The 18,573-nt window shown below is 62.6% G+C and carries 16 protein-coding genes; 9 read left to right on the top strand and 7 right to left on the bottom strand.

Annotated elements, in window-relative coordinates; all coding sequences use genetic code 11:
• Nucleotides 1-55 precede the first annotated feature (55 nt).
• Together ACW4TB_RS26585 and ACW4TB_RS26580 are read left to right on the top strand one after the other, a co-directional pair.
• A complete protein-coding gene (locus tag ACW4TB_RS26585; RefSeq protein ID WP_254466250.1) occupies nt 56-472 on the top strand; it encodes a Spy/CpxP family protein refolding chaperone in 417 nt (138 codons plus the stop codon).
• A 64-nt stretch (nt 473-536) separates the two neighbouring features.
• Entirely contained in the window at nt 537-1,871 is a 1,335-nt protein-coding gene (locus ACW4TB_RS26580; RefSeq protein ID WP_455843117.1) for a sensor histidine kinase, read from the top strand.
• A gap of 131 nt (nt 1,872-2,002) precedes the next feature.
• Here the strand turns inward: ACW4TB_RS26580 and ACW4TB_RS26575 are convergent, their stop codons facing one another.
• Nucleotides 2,003-2,560: an NAD(P)H nitroreductase gene (locus tag ACW4TB_RS26575; RefSeq protein ID WP_012315622.1), complete on the bottom strand. Its 558-nt coding sequence runs from the start codon at nt 2,558-2,560 to the stop codon at nt 2,003-2,005.
• A gap of 181 nt (nt 2,561-2,741) precedes the next feature.
• Between ACW4TB_RS26575 and ACW4TB_RS26570 the strand changes: the two genes are divergently transcribed.
• Nucleotides 2,742-4,196, top strand: coding sequence for a TrkH family potassium uptake protein (locus tag ACW4TB_RS26570; protein WP_012315623.1), 1,455 nt, complete (start codon nt 2,742-2,744; stop codon nt 4,194-4,196).
• On the opposite strand, the gene ACW4TB_RS26565 is transcribed toward ACW4TB_RS26570, so the two are convergent.
• The gene (locus ACW4TB_RS26565; protein ID WP_012315624.1) at nt 4,153-5,214 is read right to left on the bottom strand and encodes an AraC family transcriptional regulator; all 1,062 of its coding nucleotides are present in this window, start codon (nt 5,212-5,214) and stop codon (nt 4,153-4,155) included. The two genes, ACW4TB_RS26570 and ACW4TB_RS26565, sit on opposite strands and share 44 nt — an antisense overlap.
• 155 nt (nt 5,215-5,369) lie before the next feature.
• Between ACW4TB_RS26565 and ACW4TB_RS26560 the strand changes: the two genes are divergently transcribed.
• Nucleotides 5,370-5,681, top strand: coding sequence for a DUF962 domain-containing protein (locus tag ACW4TB_RS26560; RefSeq protein ID WP_008091834.1), 312 nt, complete (start codon nt 5,370-5,372; stop codon nt 5,679-5,681).
• A 15-nt stretch (nt 5,682-5,696) separates the two neighbouring features.
• Here the strand turns inward: ACW4TB_RS26560 and ACW4TB_RS26555 are convergent, their stop codons facing one another.
• Nucleotides 5,697-6,509: a UDP-2,3-diacylglucosamine diphosphatase gene (locus ACW4TB_RS26555; RefSeq protein WP_279929756.1), complete on the bottom strand. Its 813-nt coding sequence runs from the start codon at nt 6,507-6,509 to the stop codon at nt 5,697-5,699.
• Nucleotides 6,510-6,635: 126 nt separating this feature from the next.
• Here ACW4TB_RS26555 and ACW4TB_RS26550 point away from each other — a divergent pair, with 126 nt between their 5' ends.
• Both ACW4TB_RS26550 and ACW4TB_RS26545 read left to right on the top strand, forming a co-directional pair.
• Nucleotides 6,636-7,409 carry a helix-turn-helix transcriptional regulator gene (locus ACW4TB_RS26550; protein WP_012315626.1) on the top strand — a complete coding sequence of 258 codons (774 nt, stop codon included), beginning with the start codon at nt 6,636-6,638 and terminating at the stop codon, nt 7,407-7,409.
• Between the two features lie 110 nt (nt 7,410-7,519).
• On the top strand, nt 7,520-8,410 hold the full coding sequence (locus tag ACW4TB_RS26545) for a DMT family transporter (RefSeq protein WP_279929753.1): 891 nt from the start codon (nt 7,520-7,522) through the stop codon (nt 8,408-8,410).
• Here ACW4TB_RS26545 and ACW4TB_RS26540 read toward each other — a convergent pair whose 3' ends face one another.
• Entirely contained in the window at nt 8,411-8,692 is a 282-nt protein-coding gene (locus ACW4TB_RS26540) for a SelT/SelW/SelH family protein (protein ID WP_125924520.1), read from the bottom strand.
• Nucleotides 8,693-8,758: 66 nt separating this feature from the next.
• On the opposite strand from ACW4TB_RS26540, the gene ACW4TB_RS26535 reads away from it, so the two are divergent.
• Nucleotides 8,759-10,942: a patatin-like phospholipase family protein gene (locus ACW4TB_RS26535; protein ID WP_279929750.1), complete on the top strand. Its 2,184-nt coding sequence runs from the start codon at nt 8,759-8,761 to the stop codon at nt 10,940-10,942.
• Nucleotides 10,943-10,963: 21 nt separating this feature from the next.
• Here the strand turns inward: ACW4TB_RS26535 and ACW4TB_RS26530 are convergent, their stop codons facing one another.
• Both ACW4TB_RS26530 and recQ read right to left on the bottom strand, forming a co-directional pair.
• Nucleotides 10,964-11,401: a MarR family transcriptional regulator gene (locus ACW4TB_RS26530; protein ID WP_012315630.1), complete on the bottom strand. Its 438-nt coding sequence runs from the start codon at nt 11,399-11,401 to the stop codon at nt 10,964-10,966.
• Between the two features lie 141 nt (nt 11,402-11,542).
• A complete protein-coding gene (gene recQ, locus ACW4TB_RS26525) occupies nt 11,543-13,687 on the bottom strand; it encodes a DNA helicase RecQ (protein ID WP_012315631.1) in 2,145 nt (714 codons plus the stop codon).
• A 244-nt stretch (nt 13,688-13,931) separates the two neighbouring features.
• On the opposite strand from recQ, the gene ACW4TB_RS26520 reads away from it, so the two are divergent.
• Together ACW4TB_RS26520 and ACW4TB_RS26515 are read left to right on the top strand one after the other, a co-directional pair.
• A complete protein-coding gene (locus ACW4TB_RS26520; RefSeq protein ID WP_012315632.1) occupies nt 13,932-14,519 on the top strand; it encodes a YecA/YgfB family protein in 588 nt (195 codons plus the stop codon).
• A gap of 7 nt (nt 14,520-14,526) precedes the next feature.
• A complete protein-coding gene (locus ACW4TB_RS26515) occupies nt 14,527-14,892 on the top strand; it encodes a YbaN family protein (RefSeq protein ID WP_012315633.1) in 366 nt (121 codons plus the stop codon).
• Nucleotides 14,893-14,974: 82 nt separating this feature from the next.
• Here the strand turns inward: ACW4TB_RS26515 and ACW4TB_RS26510 are convergent.
• The coding region (locus ACW4TB_RS26510; RefSeq protein ID WP_455828689.1) for an Ig-like domain-containing protein at nt 14,975-18,573 on the bottom strand (3,599 nt) is incomplete at its 5' end.

Here is an 18,573-nt window from a genome sequence, read left to right as displayed (position 1 = left end):
ATCTCCCTAGACTGAGCTCATCCGGTAACCACCGGCCCATGACAGGAGAGACACCATGCGCAAGACCTTGATCGCCCTGATGTTCGCCGCTGCCCTGCCGACCGTGGCCATGGCCATGCCAGAAGGTGGCCCGCGTCACGACGGCCCGCATCATCGCGGTAACGCGCCTTTCGCCCAACTGGACCTGAGCCGCGACCAGCGCCAGCAGATTGGCAAGCTGATGGGCGAGCAGATGAAAAACCGCCACGACATTACCGAACGCTACCTGGCCAAACTGCCGGCAGCGGACCAGAAGGCCATGAAGGACGAACTGAAGGCCAGCCACGACAAGACCGACAGCCAGGTCCGCGCCCTGCTCAAGCCAGAGCAGCAGAAGAAGTTCGACGAACTGCAAAAAGCGCGTGAAGCACGCAAGGCTGAATGGAAGGAATTCCAGGCCTGGAAAGCTGAAAAAGCCGGCAAGGCCCAGTAAGCTGTCCCACCAATGCCCGGCCCGCCCACAAGCGGGCCGGGCTTTTCCCGTTTAGGAGGTGCTCTTGCGTTCTCTGTTCTGGCGCATCCTGGCCAGTTTCTGGCTGGCTATCACCCTGGTCGCAGGCCTGTCGATCCTGCTGGGCCATATGCTCAACCAGGATGCCTGGATACTCAGCCGCCACCCCGGTCTCAGCACGCTCGCCAGCCGTTGGGTCAAGCACTATGAACACGAAGGCCTGGAGTCGGCCCAGCATTTCCTCGAACGTCGCAAGCAGCGTTTCAAGATCGACGTACAGGTGCTCGACGACAGTGGCGAAGCCGTGGTACCTGGCACCTTCCCGCGCCGCGCCGCAGCCTTCGAGGCGCGCCAGCACAATGACGAGCGGCGCCTACCGTGGCGTCGCCTGACCGAGGAGTACACCAGCCCCGAAAGCGGTGAGACCTACCTGCTTATCTACCGTATTCCGCACCCGGAACTGGACGCCTGGCACCGCGAAAGTCTGCTCTGGCCATTGAGTGCCCTAGGCATAGCCTTGGTGGTACTGACCCTGTTCAGCCTGCTGGTGACCCTGTCCATCACCCGCCCGCTGAGCCGCCTGCGCAGTGCGGTACACGATCTTGGCCAAGCCAGCTACCAGCAAAACAGCCTGGCGCGCCTGGCTGCACGGCGCGATGAGTTCGGCGTGCTGGCCAAGGACTTCAACAAGATGGGGGCCCGCTTGCAGAGCCTGATCGGCAGCCAGCGCCAGTTGCTGCGCGACGTTTCCCACGAACTGCGCTCACCGCTGGCGCGCCTGCGCATTGCCCTGGCGCTCGCCGAACGGGCAGAAGCCGAGCAGCGCCAAGCCTTGTGGCCGCGTCTGACCCGCGAATGTGATCGGCTGGAAGACCTGATCAGCGAAATTCTGACGCTGGCCCGGGTCGATGCCGAACAGTCTCACGCCGAAACGGTCGACCTCAACGCCCTGCTGGGCAGCGTGCGCAAGGACGCACAGCTAAGCGCACCGGAGCAGGACGTTCGGCTGGAGGCGCAACCGGGCTTGACCTTGCAAGGCTGGCCGACGCTGATCGAACGTGCCGTTGACAACCTGCTGCGCAACGCCTTGCGGTTCAATCCTCAGGGGCAGCCAATCGAGGTACGCGCCGGGCGTGAGCAGGGGCGCATCGTCGTGAGCGTGCGTGACCATGGGCCGGGGGTGTCGCCGGAGCACCTGGCGCAGCTGGGTGAGCCGTTCTTCCGTGCCCCCGGGCAGGAAGCACCGGGGCATGGCCTGGGGCTGGCGATTGCGCGCAAGGCGGCAGAGCGCCATGGCGGGAGTCTGGTACTGGAGAACCACCCACAGGGTGGATTTGTCGCCCGGCTGGATTTGCCGCTGGCAGTGGAGATTGGCAGTTGAATTCGAGGGGGCTGCGCTGCAGCCCAATCGCCGGCAAGCCGGCTCCTACAGAATCACCACAGGTTTCAGCATTTTTCGACACTTGTGGGAGCCGGCTTGCCGGCGATTGGGGCGTACAGCGGCCCCTGGCGTCATTCGCCCCAGGCGCTGACGAACTCGGCGGTTTGCAGGACCGGCGCAGTACGCGGCTCGGCCATCGGCGTGCCGACATACAGGTAGCCGATCAACTCCTCGTTCTCGCCCAGCCCCAAGCCCTTGTGCACATGGGCATCGAAAGCCATGTCGCCGGTACGCCACACTGCGCCGATACCTTGGGCATGTGCGGCTATCAGGATGCCATGCGCCGCACAGCCTGCCGCCAGGCGCTGCTCCGACATCGGCACCTTGAAGTGGTCCTGCAGCTTGGCGATCACCACGATCAGTAGCGGCGCACGCAACGGCATGGCGCGGGCCTTGTCCAGCGCAGCCTGAGTGGCATCGCCCTTGTTCTGCACCGCTTCGGCAAACAGTTCCCCGAGCTTCTCGCGGCCCTGGCCTTCGATGGTCAGAAAGCGCCATGGCCGCAGCTGGCCGTGATCAGGCGCGCGCAGCGCAGCCTGGAACAGCGCCTCGCGCTGAGCGGCATTTGGCGCAGGTTCAGTCAGGCGTGGCACGGATACACGGTTGAGCAATGCGTCGAGAGCCTCCATCGGCTACCCTCCTGGCAGTTGAATGTGCGGCCATTCTCAAGCTGCAAGCGCCAAGCTGCAAGCTGCAAGCAGAAGCCGCCCGGTGCACACTGCCATTTTTTCTAGCTTGTAGCTTGCAGCTTGCAGCTGCCAGACCCATAGGTAGAATGGCGCCCTTCCGTTCAGAGTCAGAGCAGATCACATGGCGTTGCCGACCTTAAGGATCATTGGTTTCATCATCGGCATCTTCCTGATCACCCTGGCGGTCAGCATGGTCGTACCCATGGCGACGCTGGTGATCTTCGAACGTACCGGCGACATGCCATCGTTCCTCTGGTCAAGCCTGATCACCTTCGTCGCTGGCTTGCTTCTGATCGTCCAGGGCCGCCCGGAGCATGTGCACCTGCGCCCGCGCGACATGTACCTGCTGACCGTCAGCAGCTGGCTGGTGGTAGGCGTGTTCGCCGCCCTGCCCTTTCTGCTCACCCAGCACATCAGCTACACCGACGCCTTCTTCGAAAGCATGTCCGGCATCACTGCCACCGGTGCCACCGTGCTCAGCGGGCTGGACACCATGTCGCCGGGCATCCTGATGTGGCGCTCGATGCTGCACTGGCTCGGCGGTATCGGCTTCATCGCCATGGCGGTGGCGATCCTGCCGCTGCTGCGCATCGGTGGCATGCGCCTGTTCCAGACCGAGTCGTCCGACCGCTCGGAGAAGGTCATGCCGCGCTCGCACATGGTCGCCAAGTCGATCGTCGGGGTGTACGTCTGCTTCTCGGTGCTGGGCGCCCTGGCCTTCTGGTGGGCCGGCATGAAGCCGTTCGACGCCATCAACCACGCCATGTCAGCCATTTCCACCGGGGGGTTCTCGACCTCCGACCAGTCCCTCGCCAAATGGGACATCCCTGCCGTGCACTGGGTCGCGGTGGTTGTAATGATTCTTGGCAGCCTGCCATTCGCCTTGTACGTAGCCACCCTGCGCGGCAACCGCAAGGCGCTGATTCGCGACCAGCAGGTCCAGGGGCTGCTTGGCTTGCTGGTGGTCACCTGGCTGGTGCTGGGTACCTGGTACTGGGCCACTACCAACCTGCACTGGCTCGATGCCTTGCGCCACGTGGCGTTCAACGTGACCTCGGTGATCACCACCACCGGTTTCGCGCTGGGCGACTACAGCCTGTGGGGCAATTTTTCGCTAATGCTGTTCTTCTACCTGGGCTTCGTCGGTGGCTGCTCTGGTTCGACCGCCGGCGGTATCAAGATCTTCCGCTTCCAGGTGGCCTACATCCTGCTCAAGGCCAGCCTCAACCAGTTGATTCACCCACGCGCCGTGATCAAACAGAAATACAACGGCCATCGCCTGGACGAAGAGATCGTACGTTCGATCCTGACCTTCTCGTTCTTCTTCGCGATCACCATCTGCGTCATGGCGTTGCTACTGTCGCTACTGGGCGTGGACTGGATGACCGCTCTGACCGGCGCCGCCGCAACCGTTTCGGGCGTTGGCCCGGGCCTGGGTGAAGTGATAGGCCCGGCAGGCAACTACGCCATGCTGCCGGACGCGGCCAAGTGGATTCTTGCTGGCGGCATGCTGCTCGGCCGCCTGGAGATCATCACGGTGCTGGTGCTGTGCATGCCGGCGTTCTGGCGTCACTGACCACCTCGGGGTCCGCACCCAGACGGGCGCGATACTCGCTGGGGGTGACGTCGAACCAGCGGCGGAAGGCCCGGTAGAAGTTGCTCGGGTCAGCGAACCCCAACAGGTAGGCGGTTTCCAGCAAGGTCATGCCGGGCTGGGCGAGGTACTGCTCTGCCAGCTCACGACGGGTGTCGTCCAGCAAAGCCTGAAAGCTGGTGCCCTCTTCCTGCAGGCGGCGCTGCAGGGTGCGCTGGGACAGGTGCAGCGCCTGGGCCAGGGTTTCCCGCTTGGGTTCGCCCTGAGGCAGAATGCGGCAAAGCACCTGGCGCACCCGGTGGGTCACCCGGCTTTCAGAAAAGCGTGCCAGGTATTCCCCGGCAAACCGGTCGTGCAGAATGGCCATGGCCTCATTGGCGGTAGGTAGCGCAGCTTCCATGTCGGCGCGCTCGAACACCAGCGCGTCGTGCGGCGCACCGAACACCAGCGGGGAATGGAAAGCCACCTTGTAGGGCTCGACGTTCTTGGGTTGAGGCCCTTGGATCAGCACCCGCCGCGGCTGGATGGGCCGCCCGCTTAGCCACTTGCACAGCGCAAGCGCACAGGCCAGCGAAGCCTCTGCACTGTGCCGTGTCGGTGGCAGGTGATCACCGTGTACGGTGAGTATCAGCGAATACCCCTCAGGCCCCAGGCGGAAGCTCAGGTCGGAGCTTTCAGCGATGATGCGCTGGTAGCGCACCAGGCGCTCGAAACCTTCGGCCAGGGTGCGGCTGGACATCAAGGCGTAGCCCACCACATGGAACGAAGCCGGCCTGACCACCCGCGCCATGTTCAGGCCGATCGCTTCATTGCCCGACAGTTCTACAGCCAGTTGCCAAAGGCGGGTCATGGAATCCTGAGGGAACCGCGCATCGGGGTCGTCGAGGGCAGCGAAATCCAGGCCGAGTTGCTCGAACATGGCCGGGCAGTCGAGCCCTTCCAGCTCGAGCGCCTTCACAATCCCTGATGCCCAGCTGGCTGACGTGGTTCTCTCACTCATGACAGGCTTCTTATCCTGACCGCTTCATGCGGTTAACCTCAAGGATACTCATTTGGCGCCTATTGTCACTGGTAGGCTCCGCCAATGACTCTAGACTCGATTCAGGCTCCACGCCGTGTATCCTGTCAAAAAGTGTCAATCCTGGAGCACTGCTCATGAACAGCACAGCGCAGTTTCGCAGTTTTGCCGAGTTCTACCCTTATTACCTGGGGGAGCACAGCAACCCCACCTGCCGGCGCCTGCACTTTGTCGGTACCAGCCTGGTGATCGCCCTGCTGGCGTACACGATCGGCAGCGGCAAATGGCTGCTGCTACTGGCTGTGCCGCTGTTCGGATATGGGTTTGCCTGGGTCGGGCACTTCTTTTTCGAAAAAAACCGCCCGGCAACCTTCAAGCATCCGCTATACAGCCTGATTGGCGATTTCGCCATGTTCCGCGACATTCTGCTGGGCAGGATCAGCCTATAGTTTCTCGGGCGCCTGTCACGCAGGTTCGCGCAACCCCGCAACGCCCTCTGCCTGCCGTAGCTGTGCGTCGGCCAGCCGGAACAGCTCGATACTGCCATCCCAATGCTCGATCAGCGCAGTGCAGGACTCCACCCAATCGCCACAGTTGAGGTAATCCACATCCCCGACCTTGCGGATTTCGGCATGATGGATATGGCCGCATACCACCCCATGAAAGCCGCGACGGGTGCATTCATGAACAATGGCATCCTCGAAATCACTGATGAAGTTCACCGCGCCTTTGACCTTGTGTTTGAGGTAGGCCGAAAGCGACCAATAACCATAACCGTAGCGGGCCCGCCAGTGGTTGAGCCAGCGGTTGAGGACCAGCGTGAATTCGTAGGCACGGTCACCGAGAAAAGCCAGCCAGCGGTGATAACGGGTAATCACATCGAACTGGTCACCATGGATCACTAACAGCCGACGACCATCAGCGGTGAGATGCTCGGCCTCGTCCACTAACTGGATGTTGCCCAGAATCAGCCTGGAGTAGCGCCGCAGGAACTCATCATGGTTGCCCGTCACGTAGATCACCTCGGTGCCACGTTTGCTCATGGTCAACAAACGGCGGATCACGTTGGTGTGGGCCTGCGGCCAGTAGATACCGCCGCGCAGCTTCCAGCCATCGATGATGTCGCCGACCAGATAGATACGGTCGGCCTGGTAGCCTTTGAGAAAGCGCGACAGGTGTTCGGCCTGACAGTCGCGGGTGCCCAGATGCACGTCAGATATCCACAGGGTGCGTACGCGCTGCTTGCGTGACGGGCGAGAGAGTTCGGCATGGGTCATGGGCGGGCTCCGGCGCTGTTTGCTGGAGACTGGCATCCGCACATGACAGGCTGGTGGCAGCGATGTGATCGGTGCTGGCCAGCCAGGAATACGGCACAATGGCGCTCTGCCCTGCGAGGACTCACCATGACCGCCGGCCCGATCCTTTCCCTTCGCCACTACCGCGACGACGTGATCGCGCACAGCCACGACCACCCACAGCTGGTATTCGGCCTGCGCGGCCGGCTGGACTTCGAGGTGCAAGGGCATGGGGCAAAGATCGACCGTCAAAGCCTGATCGTGGTGCCGGCCGGTGCCCATCACACCTGTGGCAGCGATGCCGGTAGCCACTGCCTGGTGCTCGATTTACCGAGCGATCATTGGCTGGACGAGCAACTCGGCAAGCATGCCAACGCCAGCCGCCGTCTGCTGGACCGCTCCGCCGCGATGGGCCTGGACGCTCACCAGCAGCATCTGGTGGACTGGCTCGCGGCAAGCCCGATGGACGATCCGCTGATCGCCCGCCAAGGGGCAGCGTTGCTGCTGGCCTGCCTCAACCCGGCGCCGACAGCCAACATCACACCCACCCATCGCCTGCCTTATGCTGCCTTCGACGGTCACATCGATCAGCACGCAGCCTACCCGCTGCAAGTGGCCGACCTGGCGAGAATCGCCGGGTTGTCCACTGCGCGGTTGCATGCACGATTTACTGCCGAGTGCGGCATGACACCTATGGATTACATTCGCCAGCGGCGCCTGCTCAAAGCGCGCAAGCTGGTTACCCAGACATTGCTGCCAATGGGCGAGATCGCCGCGCAGGTGGGATACAGCTCGCAAAGTGCGTTTTCAGCGGCGATGTTGCGCATGTTCGGGCGCATGCCGAGTGCATTGCGACGAGAATCTGGCGACAAAGAACGCTAGGGTGGCGACAGACCGCGTCTGTGGGTAGCTTTACACTGTGCCTGTCCCGGCCCCTTCGGGTAAACGCACAAAAAGGCCGGGCCTGACCAGACGGATTTCAAAGGACCACCATGAACCAGCGTACAGCCCTGGGCGCCCTGCACATCGGCGCACTGTTCTTCGGCCTGACCGGCGTGTTTGGCAAACTGGCCGCCAGCGCCAGCCCGGCCATCATCGTCTTCGGCCGTGCCGCCTTTGCCGTGTTCGCCCTGGCGCTGTTCGCCAGCCTCTCCGGCCCAGGCTGGCAGCGCCTGCGCAGCCAGGACGTACAGCGCCTCTTGCTGGGCGGTGTGCTGCTGGCCGGCCACTGGGTCAGCTTCTTCATCGCCGTCAAAGTCGGTGGCGTGGCTATCGCCACCCTCGGCTTCGCCAGTTTCCCGGCATTTACCGTGATACTCGAGGGGCTGCTGTTCCGCGAACGCATCCGCCGCAACGAAGCACTGCTGGTATTGCTGGTGAGCATCGGCCTGGTTCTGGTGACGCCCTCATTCGACCTAGCAAGCGAAGCCACGGGCGGACTGCTGTGGGCCCTGCTTTCCGGCCTGCTGTTCTCGCTGTTGTCGCTGACCAACCGGGCAGGCTCGGGGCGTTTGCCCGCCGTTCAGGCTGCGCTGTGGCAAAACCTCGTGGTCGGCCTGTGCCTGCTGCCGTTTGCTGTGCATGGTCTGGGCGCGGTGAAGCCCATGGATTGGCTGTGGATCGCCCTGCTAGGGGTTTTCTGCACGGGCGTCGCCCACAGCCTTTTCGTCGCCAGCCTGGCAGTGATCAAGGCGCGCACTGCCGCAGTGGTTTTCGCCATGGAACCGGTCTACGGCATCGCTGTTGCCTGGGTGGTATTCGCCGAAACGCCGACCTTGCGCATGCTGCTGGGCGGCGCACTGATCATCTTCGCCATCATGCTTTCCAGCCGCCTCGGCGCCGAGCAGCCGCCCAGACCACGTACCGTGGTCGAGGGCACCTGATCAACGATCGTTGTGCCCAAGGTCGCGCTGCGGGTCGATCTGGTCACGCACACGCTGCTTGAGCACCTTGGCCTCGGGGAAACCACCGTCAGCCTTGCGCTCCCAGATCTGCACGCCATTGCAGGTGATGCGGAAGGTGCCGCCGGTAGCGGGCTCCAGTGCCACCCGGGCCAGGTCGTCGGCGAAGGTACTGAGCAGTTCCTGGGCCAGCCAGGCGGCGCGCAGCAGCCATTGGCACTGCGTGCAATATGTGATGACGATTTCCGGCTTGTTGTCGGCCATGGTGCGCTTTCTCCAGGTGGGGGCCGCTTATACTAGCGGTCTTTAGCCCCCTGTTTGAGACTCAAGATGCGCCGCCTGCTGTTCTGCCTTTTACTGACGCTCAGCTCATTCACCGTGCTCGCCGAGGCGGCACGCCCCAAGGTCGGCCTGGTACTCTCCGGGGGCGCCGCCCGTGGCCTGGCCCACATCGGCGTACTCAAGGCCCTGGAGGAACAGGGCGTGCGCATCGACGCCATCGCCGGCACCAGCATGGGCGCCGTGGTTGGCGGCCTGTATGCATCCGGCTACAGCATCGATGAGCTGGAAAAGCTCGCCACCACGCTCGACTGGCAGCAGGCGTTGTCAGATGCTCCACCGCGCAAGGACGTGCCTTTCCGGCGCAAGCAGGATGACCGTGACTTTCTGGTCAAGCAGAAGCTGAGTTTTCGAGACGACGGCAGCCTCGGCCTGCCACTTGGGGTGATTCAGGGCCAGAACCTCGCACTGCTGCTGGAAAGCAAGCTGGCCCACACTGCCGATACCCGCGATTTCGACAAGTTGCCGATACCGTTCCGCGCCGTGGCAACCGACATCGCCAGCGGCGAGAAGGTGGTATTCCGCCGCGGCCACCTACCCCAAGTGATCCGCGCCAGCATGTCGATCCCGGCGGTCTTCGCCCCGGTCGAGCTTGAAGGGCGCCTGCTGGTGGATGGCGGCATGGTCGACAACATACCTGTGGATGTGGCCCGGGACATGGGCGTTGATCTGGCCATCGTCGTCGATATCGGCACCCCGCTGCGTGACCGCAAGCAACTGGCCACGGTGGTGGATGTACTCAACCAGTCGATCACCCTGATGACCCGGCGCAATTCCGAAGAGCAACTGGCCAGTTTGCATAGGGATGACATCCTCATCCAGCCACAGCTGGCCGCGTTCGGCGTCACCGACTTCGGCCGCGCGCGTGACATGATCGAGGCCGGCTACCGTGCAACCCGCCTGCTCGACCCTCGCCTGGCTGCCCTGCGCCAGCCTGAAGGCGATGCCGAACTGGCCATGGCACGCTCACCGCGCCAGCGCACCCCGGTGATCACCGCCATCAAGGTGGAGAACGATTCCAAGGTCAGCGATGACGTGATCCGCTATTACATCCGCCAGCCGATCGGCGAGCCGCTGGAACTCGACCGCCTGCAAACCGACATGGGCACCCTGTATGGCCTGGACTACTTCGACCGTGTGCAATACCGCGTGGTCCATAAAGGCAACGACAACACTCTGGTGATCAACGCCCGTGGCAAGCGCGGCGGCACCGATTACCTGCGCCTGGGCCTGAACCTGTCGGACGACCTGCGCGGGGACAGCGCCTTCAACCTGGGCGCCAGCTATCGGGTCAATGGTATCAACCAGTTGGGCGCCGAGTGGCTGACGCGCGCGCAGATCGGTGACAAGCAGGAGCTCTACAGCGAGTTCTACCAGCCGCTTGACGTGGGTTCACGCTATTTCATCGCACCTTATCTGGACTTCGGCTCACAGAACATCGAAGCCACCCTGGATAGCGATCCGGTAGCCGAATACCGTCTCGAGCGCTATGGCTTCGGCCTCAACGTCGGCCGCCAGATCGGCACCTATGGCGAAGTGCGCCTGGGTGCGGGCAAGGCTTGGGGCGAGGCCGAGGTGCGCATTGGTGAACAGGACCTGCCCAAGGTCAGTTTCAACGAAGGTTTCTACGAGCTGAAATACTCGTTCGACACGCTCGACAATGTGTACTTCCCGCACAGTGGCGAGAATATAGGCCTGACCCTGCGCAAATACGACAAATCGCTGGACTCGGACGCGGACTATCGCCAGTGGATGTTCAATCTGGACAAGGCTTTGAGCAGCGGGCCGAACACGCTGGTGCTCGGTGGTGGGTATGGACGCACGCTCGACGACACCGAAGTCGTGACGTCGAGCTTTGTGCTTGGCGGGGCGCGCCAACTGTCCGGGTTCCGCCAGGACTCGGTATCAGGGCAGAACGTGAGCCTGCTGCGCATGGTCTATTACCGCCGCCTCACGCCGCGTTCCTATCTGCCGCTGGACTTCCCGCTTTACATAGGCGGGTCACTGGAGCGCGGACGGGCGTGGAACAACGACAACGAGTTCGACAGTGGCTACATCAATGCCGCCAGTATCTTCCTGGGCCTAGACACGCCACTCGGGCCGTTGAGCCTCAGCTATGGAGCCAACAGTGCGGATGAGCAGGCAATCTACTTGAACCTGGGGAATACATTCTGAGCTTTAAGCCCGAACCGGGCCTCAGGATTTTTCCAGGTTGGCCAAAATTTTCGCATGCACCCGCATGCACACATCCAGGTCAGCCTCATCAACTCCGGTGAACAATTCCAGGCGCAAGGCATTGGCGATAGTTTCGATCTGCTCGATCAGCGGCTTGGCCGGAGGACACAACTGGATTTTCTTCGCCCGCCGGTCCTCAAGCACCGCCTGGCGTCGAACCAGGCCCTGGCTTTCCAGGCTGTCTAGCAGACGCGCCAAGGTCGGGCCTTCAACGCCTACACTTTGCGCCAGCTCGCGCTGGGTCGGCGCTTCTTCAAAACGAGCCAGGTGCAGCAACACCAGCCAGCGCGCCTGGGACAGGTTGAGCCCGGCCAGGCGGCGATCCAGTTCGGCACGCCAGCCACGGGACATCTGGGCCAGCTGCATGCCGAAACGGTGTTGGTTGTCGGTCAGGGGCATAAACAACTCATTGACTAGAACTAATTATTAGTCAGCTAACCATGCCCCGGGCCATCAGGCAAGACTGCCCTACCCGCAAACGCCTGAAAATCGTCAAAAAGGATGACATTGATCAGCGGATGTCCGAAATGTCTTCCATCGTCAAAGCTCAAATTCCGCAGCCAGCGCAGCGCGCACGCAGTACAGCACACCCTCGGGTATGCGCGCGCCGAACAGCGGAGCAATGGCCGAGACAGGTGGCAGCTCGCCTTCGCCATCAAGGAAGGCATCCTGCACTTCCATCATCAAGTCTTCAGGCAGGTCCAGTGCCTGGTCCAGGCTCAGTTCCTGGCGACCAATAGCCTCGGCCAGCAGGCTGTAGACGTTCTTTTCGCTGCAATTGAGCTGGCCGGCGATTTGCGCCGGGGTCATGCCGGCACGGGCCAGGCTGACCAGTTCGTGGCGCAGATCGAGTACCACCTTGGGCGCCTCGGTGGTGCCACCGGCGTCATTGAGCACTTCGAGGAAGGCCTGGCCGTAGCGCTCCAGCTTGCGCGCCCCCACGCCGCTGACCTGAGCCATGTCGCTGAGGCTGGCCGGCTGGCTGCGCAGCATCTCCAGCAGCGTGGAGTCCGGGAAGATGACATAAGGCGGCACGCTGTGCTCTTCGGCCAGTTTGCGACGCAACGTGCGCAGCGCTTCCCACAGTTCGCGCTCTTCGGCGCGCACCAGCTGGCTGGCCGGGCTGCCGCCGCCGGAGGCCGTTTTAGCCACTGTCTGCGGCTTGAGGTCGCGACGCAACTGTAAGGTCACTTCGCCGCGCAGCAGCGGCCTGCAGCTGTCGGACAGGCGCAGGCCACCGTAGCCTTCCAGATCGATGTCGACCAGGCCGCGCGCCACCAACTGGCGGAACAGCGAACGCCATTCAACCTCGGCCATCGCCTTGCCAACACCAAACACCGAGAGTTTCTCGTGACCGAAATTGCGCACCTTCTCGGTATCCTTGCCCAGCAGCACATCGATCAGGTGGCCGACACCGTAACGCTGGCCGGTACGGAACACCGCCGACAGGGCCTGGCGCGCAGGCTCGGTGGCATCCCAGGTCTGGATCTGGTCGACGCAGTTGTCGCAATGCCCGCAGGGCTGTTCGAGTACTTCATCGAAATAGGCCAGCAACGCCTGGCGGCGACAACGGGTTTCCTCGCACAGTGCAAGCATGGCGTCGAGCTTGTGTTGCTCAACGCGCTTGTGGCGCTCGTCCCCATCGGAGTTCTGCAGCATCTGTTTGAGCATCACCATGTCCTGCAGGCCGTAGGCCATCCAGGCATCGGACGGCAGGCCATCGCGGCCGGCACGCCCCGTCTCCTGGTAATAGGCCTCGAGCGACTTGGGCAGGTCGAGGTGGGCGACGAAGCGTACGTTGGGCTTGTCGATGCCCATGCCGAAGGCGATGGTGGCGACCATGATCAGCCCTTCCTCGTTGAGGAAGCGGTGCTGGTTGGCCGAACGGGTTTCAGCAGCCAGGCCGGCGTGGTACGGCAACGCCGGGAAGCCTTGGTCGCACAGGTAGGCAGCGGTCTCATCGACCTTCTTGCGTGACAGGCAGTAGACGATACCGGCGTTGCCGCGGCGCTCGCCGAGGAAGGCCATCAACTGCTTGCGCGGCGACTCCTTGGGCACGATGCGGTAGAAGATATTTGGCCGATCGAAGCTCGACAGGAAGCGTTCGGCGCCCTGCAGGTGCAGGCGCTGGACGATTTCCTCGCGGGTACGCATGTCGGCGGTGGCGGTCAGGGCGATGCGCGGCACATGCGGGAACAGCTCGGCCAACTGGCCCAGTTGCAAGTACTCCGGGCGGAAATCGTGGCCCCATTGCGAAACGCAGTGGGCCTCGTCGATGGCGAACAGGGAAACGTCCAGACCGCGAAGGAAATCCAGCATCCGCGGCTGCACCAGGCGCTCAGGCGCCAGGTAAAGCATCTTCACTTCACCGCGGCGCAGGCGCCCGGCGAGATCACGCTGTTGTTCCGCACTGAGGGTAGAGTTCAGGGCCGCAGCCGCGACCCCGAGTTCATCGAGAGTAGCGACCTGATCGTCCATCAGCGCGATCAGCGGCGACACCACCACGGTCAGGCCCGGGCGCAACAGCCCCGGTACCTGAAAACACAGCGACTTGCCGCCACCGGTGGGCATCAGCACCAGGGCATCGCCGCCATTGGCCACGCATTCGATGATTGCTGCCTGGCGCCCACGGAAACTGTCGTAACCGAAGATATCCTTGAGAACGCGCTGAGCCTGTTCGAGCATGTGCAACTCCACAAATCGCCGTACCATCCTGGACACAGGCTGGACGAAAAACCCGCTCCGCACACGCCAAATGCGTAAGCGGCTTTTGCCAGAGGCCGGGGAAACCCGCTCCTGGGTGAAAAACCGCGAAGTATACCCCAGTGCCAGCCTGTGCAGGATGCCCGGTGACAGACGTTCCCTTTGCCCCGCCATCGCCGCAAGGTGCTAGAATTCAATATCGTTTATTCCCCAAGGTAGCCCTGTAATGTCCTTCGCCGAGCAACTGACCCGCCTGCAAGCCTTCCTCGACGCCGACGAGCTGCACGAAGAAGCGCTGGACTACGTCGCCGCCCACGGCTACCTGACCGCGCTGTCGATCTGCTCGGAAGACGTCCCCGAGCGTGAATGGATCGACGCGCTGTTCGCCGAAGAGCCCCATTACGCCAGCGATGCCCAGCGCACCGAGATCGAAGCTACCCTGGTGGCACTGAAGGGCCACATCGCCCGTCAACTGGCCAGCGATGAAGAATTCGACCTGCCGTGCGACCTGGACCTGACCGACGAGCCGGACGACTCCGACCTGCGCGGCTGGTGCATCGGCTTCATGGAAGGCGTTTTCCTGCGTGAAGAGGCCTGGTTCGAGAACGCCGAAGAAGAAGTCAGCGAGATGCTGCTGCCGATCATGGTCGGTTCCGGCCTGTTCGACGAACAACCGGAATTCGCCGACATCGCCAGCAATGCCAACCTGCAGGACGACATGATCGTGCAGATCCCAGAGGCGCTGAGCGCGTTGTTCCTGCTGCTGCACGCGCCTGACGAGAAGCCTGCGCTGCTCAAGCCACGCCACCACTGAGTCGGCTGTGCGCTACCTGCTGCTGGCCATAGGCTGGCTCAGCGTCGCGCTGGGGGTGCTGGGGATCTTCCTGCCGGTGTTGCCCACCACCCCTTTTCTGCTGCTGGCGGCGGCCTGCTTCGCCCGCAGCTCGCCACGCTTTCATCACTGGCTGGTCAACCACCCCACACTGGGGCCGTGGATCCGCGACTACCTGAGCGGTGAAGGTATCCCCTTGAAGGGCAAGGTATACGCCATCGGCCTGATGTGGGCGAGCATCGGCCTGTCCTGCTACCTGGTGCCCCTGTTCTGGGCACGGGCATTCATGCTGACCAGTGCGGTGCTTGTGAGCCTGTACATCCTCAAGCAGAAGACATTGCACCGGCCAGGCTGAACAGCGCAGCCGGCTCTGGCGCTATCGCCGGCAATCCGGAGATAGCGCCACAAGCTTCAAGCAAACTTGCAGGCCGCGCAGCTCACACCGTGTCCACCTTCAACGAATGATCATCGATCATCCCGTTGATGATGGTCGCCGTATCCGGCCCCGCCGATATCACCCCGCCCGCCCCTGCCGTCACACCGTAGTGCTGCGCGAGGTCAACGCCGGCCAGGTCGATCGTCTGCGTCGGCGCCGCCCCCGCCACGCTGCTCACTTCGATGGTCGATACCACAGTCGCCCCGGCGCCACTGACCTTGAAGTGCAGGTAGTCATCCAGGGACGCCGCCGTGGCGTGTTCACCCTGCAACAGCTGCGACAGGTCGAGCTTGTCGCTGCCTGGGGTGAAATCGTTGAGCGTGTCATGGCCGCTGTCGTTCTTCTGCCATACGAACGTGTCGCTGCCATTGCCACCGGTCAAAATGTCATTGCCGCCTCCCCCTGTGAGCACATCATTGCCTGCACCGCCGTTGAGCACGTTGTCGGCACTGTTGCCGATCAAGGTGTCGCCAAAGTCCGAGCCGATCAGGTTGTAAATGCCACTCAAGGTTTCAACGCCCGCACCTCCTGTGTCCTGCGGCCCTTCAAGGCTGAGGTCGACGGTGACCGCGCCCTCGGCTTGAGCATAGTCAGCCGTAGCGCTCGCCCCCTGGGCAGCGGCGGCATGCGCTTCAAGCGACGCAATGTCGATGACTCCAGCAGTGAAGTGCTCACTGCCAGCGCCCGTGAGCGGGGCCGCGTCCTGCGCATTGGCGTAGTCGAGGACCATGTTAAGTGTGTAGCTCTCGCTGCCTTTGCCTGCACCCAACGGGTCGCTGAGGTGAATGCTGTACACCCCGTCATGGCTGGCAGTGAAGCTGTCGCCTGAGGCGATGGCCTGGTAGCTGCCACCGGCATCCTTCCACTGCATTGCCAGGTCGCCGCCATCGGGCGTGTGATTCAGTTGCAGGGCTTCACCTTTGCGCAGGGTGACATTGATCACTTCTTCGGCATTGCCTTGGGCGTTGACCATGCCGGACGCGCCCAGGTAGCCGAGCACCACCAGCGCCGCGGTCATGCTGCTGGTATCGAGGGTGAACGCGCTGCGATCGACAACCCGTTGCTCCTGCCCCCTGACGTACCCGGCGCCACATTCGGCTATCGAATTGTCGTGCACGTTGATCGTGATGGTCGCGGTGCTTTCGTCACCGTCAGCATCACGAATGGTGTAGACGAAGGTGTCGGTTGCATCCCGCGGTGCCACGACGCTCGGGTCGGAGTGGTAAACCGCATTCCCCCTGGCGTCCAGTATGAGGTAACCATACTGGCCAACCACCTGGCTGCCGAGCTGACCTATAGCCGAGGTGCAGGTGTCATCGCCAGCGCGTACGCCCACCACGTAGCCGCAATCGCCCGGCACGTCAGCGCCGATCACATCGTTGGACAGGACATTGCCACGCACCTCCTCACCTTTGCTGACACTTACAAAATCGCAATGGGCCTGCGGCACGTCATCCACGATAGTGATGGTGACACTGCTGGTGGTCCAGTTACCTTGCGTATCCTCGACCCTGTAAGTAAACGACTCACCGACGGTATTGGCACCATCGTTGGCATGGGTCGGCGAATTCGCTGGCGAAGTCAGGGTGTAGGTGTAGGAGCCGTCTGCGTTCAGGTGGATCTGACCGTACTCGCCTATGCCATTGCCTATCAGGCTGTAGGTCAAAGCACCGACGCCGCCACCGACCTGTCCGACCAGGCTGCCGACAGCCGTTTCGGCAGTCGAGCAAGACTCACTGCCGTTGACACTCCCTGCCGCCAGGTCGTGGCCATCCTTGGTCAGGTCAAGCGCTTTTTCGTAAACCGTGACCCCACCGTCGCCACAGGGTTGAAGCGACTGGTCATGTACGTTGATGGTCACGGTAGCGGTACTTTCGTCGCCGTCGGCATCGCGAATGGTGTAAACAAAGGTGTCGAGCGCATCCCGCGGCGCTACGGCATTGGGGTTGGAGTGATACTCGGCGTTGCCCTTGGCATCGAGGGTCAGGTAGCCGTACTGCCCATACACATGGCTGTCGAGCTGGCCGCTGGCAGAGGTGGAGGTGTCATGCCCCGCGCGCACGCCAATCACATAGGCGCCGTCACTCGAGGTATCGGCCCCCACCACATCGTTATACATCACGTTGCCGCGCACGATGTCGCCCTTGCCCACGCTGACGAAATCGTAATGGGCTTGCGGGACGTCATCGACGATGGTGATGCTGACGCTGCTGGTGGTCCAGTTGCCCACCGTGTCCTGCACCCGGTAGGTGAAGGATTCGGTGACGGTATTGGCGCCGTCGTTGGCATGGTTCGGCGAGTTCGCCGGCGAGGTAAGGGTGTAGGTATATGAACCATCAGCATTGAGGAGCAACTGGCCGTATTGGCCAACGGCATCACCGACCAAGGTGTAGGTCAACGCCCCCACGCCTCCTGCGACCTGGCCGACCAGGCTGCCGGAAGCGGTCTCGCGGGTCGACTCGGGGTGGCTGCCGGTGACAGTTCCAGCAGCCAGGTCGTGGCCATCCCGATGCAGGTCCAGCGCGTTTTCGTAGACCTTGACGCCCCCGTCACCACATGGCTGCAGTGAAGGGTTGTGCACATTGATGGTGATGGTCGTGGTGCTCTCGTCGCCGTCGGCATCACGAACGGTGTAGACGAAAGTATCCAGCGCATCCCGCGGCGCTACGGCATCGGGATTGGAGTGGTACTCGGCATTGCCTTGGGCATCGATGATCAGATAGCCGTACTGGCCATGCACCTGACTGTCGAGCTGGCCGAGCGCAGAGCTTGAGGTATCGTTGCCAGCGCGCACGCCTACCACGTACTTGCCATCGCTCAGGGTGTCGGCACCGACCACATCGTTGTACATGACATTGCCGCTGACCACATCACCTTTGGCGACACTGACGAAATCGGCGTTAGCCGTCGGTACATCGTCGACGATGCTGATGACGATCGTGCTGGTGGTCGAATTACCCTGAGAATCCTGCACCTGGTAGGTGAAGGTTTCAGTCACGGTATTGGCGCCGTCGTTGGCATGGGTCGGCGAGTTCGCTGGCGAGGTCAGGGTGTAGGTGTAGGAGCCATCAGCGTTCAGCAGGATCTGACCGTACTGGCCGACAGCATTGCCGACCAAGGTGTAGGTCAGTGCGCCGACCCCGCCACTGGTCGAGCCGGCCAGGGTGCCAGAGGCCGTTTCCTGGTGCGATGCTGGGTCACTGCCAGTCACAGTGCCGGCGGCCAGGTCGCCACCGTCCTTGTGCAGGTCCAGAGCTTTCTCGTAGACCGTGACGTCGTGGTCCGCGCAGGTCATCAACGAACTATGCACATTGATGGTTATGGTCGTGGTGCTTTCGTCGCCATCGGCGTCGCGAATGGTATAGACGAAGGTATCGACGGCATCCCGCGGCGAGGTGACGTTGGGGTTGGAGTGGTACTCGGCGTTGCCTTGGGCATCGATGGTCAGGTAGCCGTACTGGCCGTTGACCTGGGTGTTGAGCTGGCCGATAGCCGACGTGGAGGTATCGCTACCGGCACGCACGCCGACCACATACTGGCCGTCGCTGCGGATGTCAGCGCCCACCACGTCGTTGTACATCACATTGCCGTACACCACAT

Source organism: Lelliottia jeotgali (assembly GCF_977070485.1).
The sequence above is the reverse complement of the archived record's forward strand: the minus strand, read 5'-3'. Positions and strand labels throughout refer to the sequence as shown.

What these genes read in the sequence shown, in the direction of transcription:
- ACW4TB_RS26565 (WP_012315624.1), bottom strand. Translation starts at nt 5,214, where the DNA reads ATGAGTGAGAGAACCACGTCAGCCAGCTGGGCATCAGGGATTGTGAAG.
- recQ (WP_012315631.1), bottom strand. Translation starts at nt 13,687, where the DNA reads ATGCTCGAACAGGCTCAGCGCGTTCTCAAGGATATCTTCGGTTACGAC.
- ACW4TB_RS26555 (WP_279929756.1), bottom strand. Translation starts at nt 6,509, where the DNA reads ATGACCCATGCCGAACTCTCTCGCCCGTCACGCAAGCAGCGCGTACGC.
- ACW4TB_RS26570 (WP_012315623.1), top strand. Translation starts at nt 2,742, where the DNA reads ATGGCGTTGCCGACCTTAAGGATCATTGGTTTCATCATCGGCATCTTC.
- ACW4TB_RS26540 (WP_125924520.1), bottom strand. Translation starts at nt 8,692, where the DNA reads ATGGCCGACAACAAGCCGGAAATCGTCATCACATATTGCACGCAGTGC.
- ACW4TB_RS26585 (WP_254466250.1), top strand. Translation starts at nt 56, where the DNA reads ATGCGCAAGACCTTGATCGCCCTGATGTTCGCCGCTGCCCTGCCGACC.
- ACW4TB_RS26530 (WP_012315630.1), bottom strand. Translation starts at nt 11,401, where the DNA reads ATGCCCCTGACCGACAACCAACACCGTTTCGGCATGCAGCTGGCCCAG.
- ACW4TB_RS26560 (WP_008091834.1), top strand. Translation starts at nt 5,370, where the DNA reads ATGAACAGCACAGCGCAGTTTCGCAGTTTTGCCGAGTTCTACCCTTAT.
- ACW4TB_RS26545 (WP_279929753.1), top strand. Translation starts at nt 7,520, where the DNA reads ATGAACCAGCGTACAGCCCTGGGCGCCCTGCACATCGGCGCACTGTTC.
- ACW4TB_RS26520 (WP_012315632.1), top strand. Translation starts at nt 13,932, where the DNA reads ATGTCCTTCGCCGAGCAACTGACCCGCCTGCAAGCCTTCCTCGACGCC.
- ACW4TB_RS26575 (WP_012315622.1), bottom strand. Translation starts at nt 2,560, where the DNA reads ATGGAGGCTCTCGACGCATTGCTCAACCGTGTATCCGTGCCACGCCTG.
- ACW4TB_RS26550 (WP_012315626.1), top strand. Translation starts at nt 6,636, where the DNA reads ATGACCGCCGGCCCGATCCTTTCCCTTCGCCACTACCGCGACGACGTG.
- ACW4TB_RS26535 (WP_279929750.1), top strand. Translation starts at nt 8,759, where the DNA reads ATGCGCCGCCTGCTGTTCTGCCTTTTACTGACGCTCAGCTCATTCACC.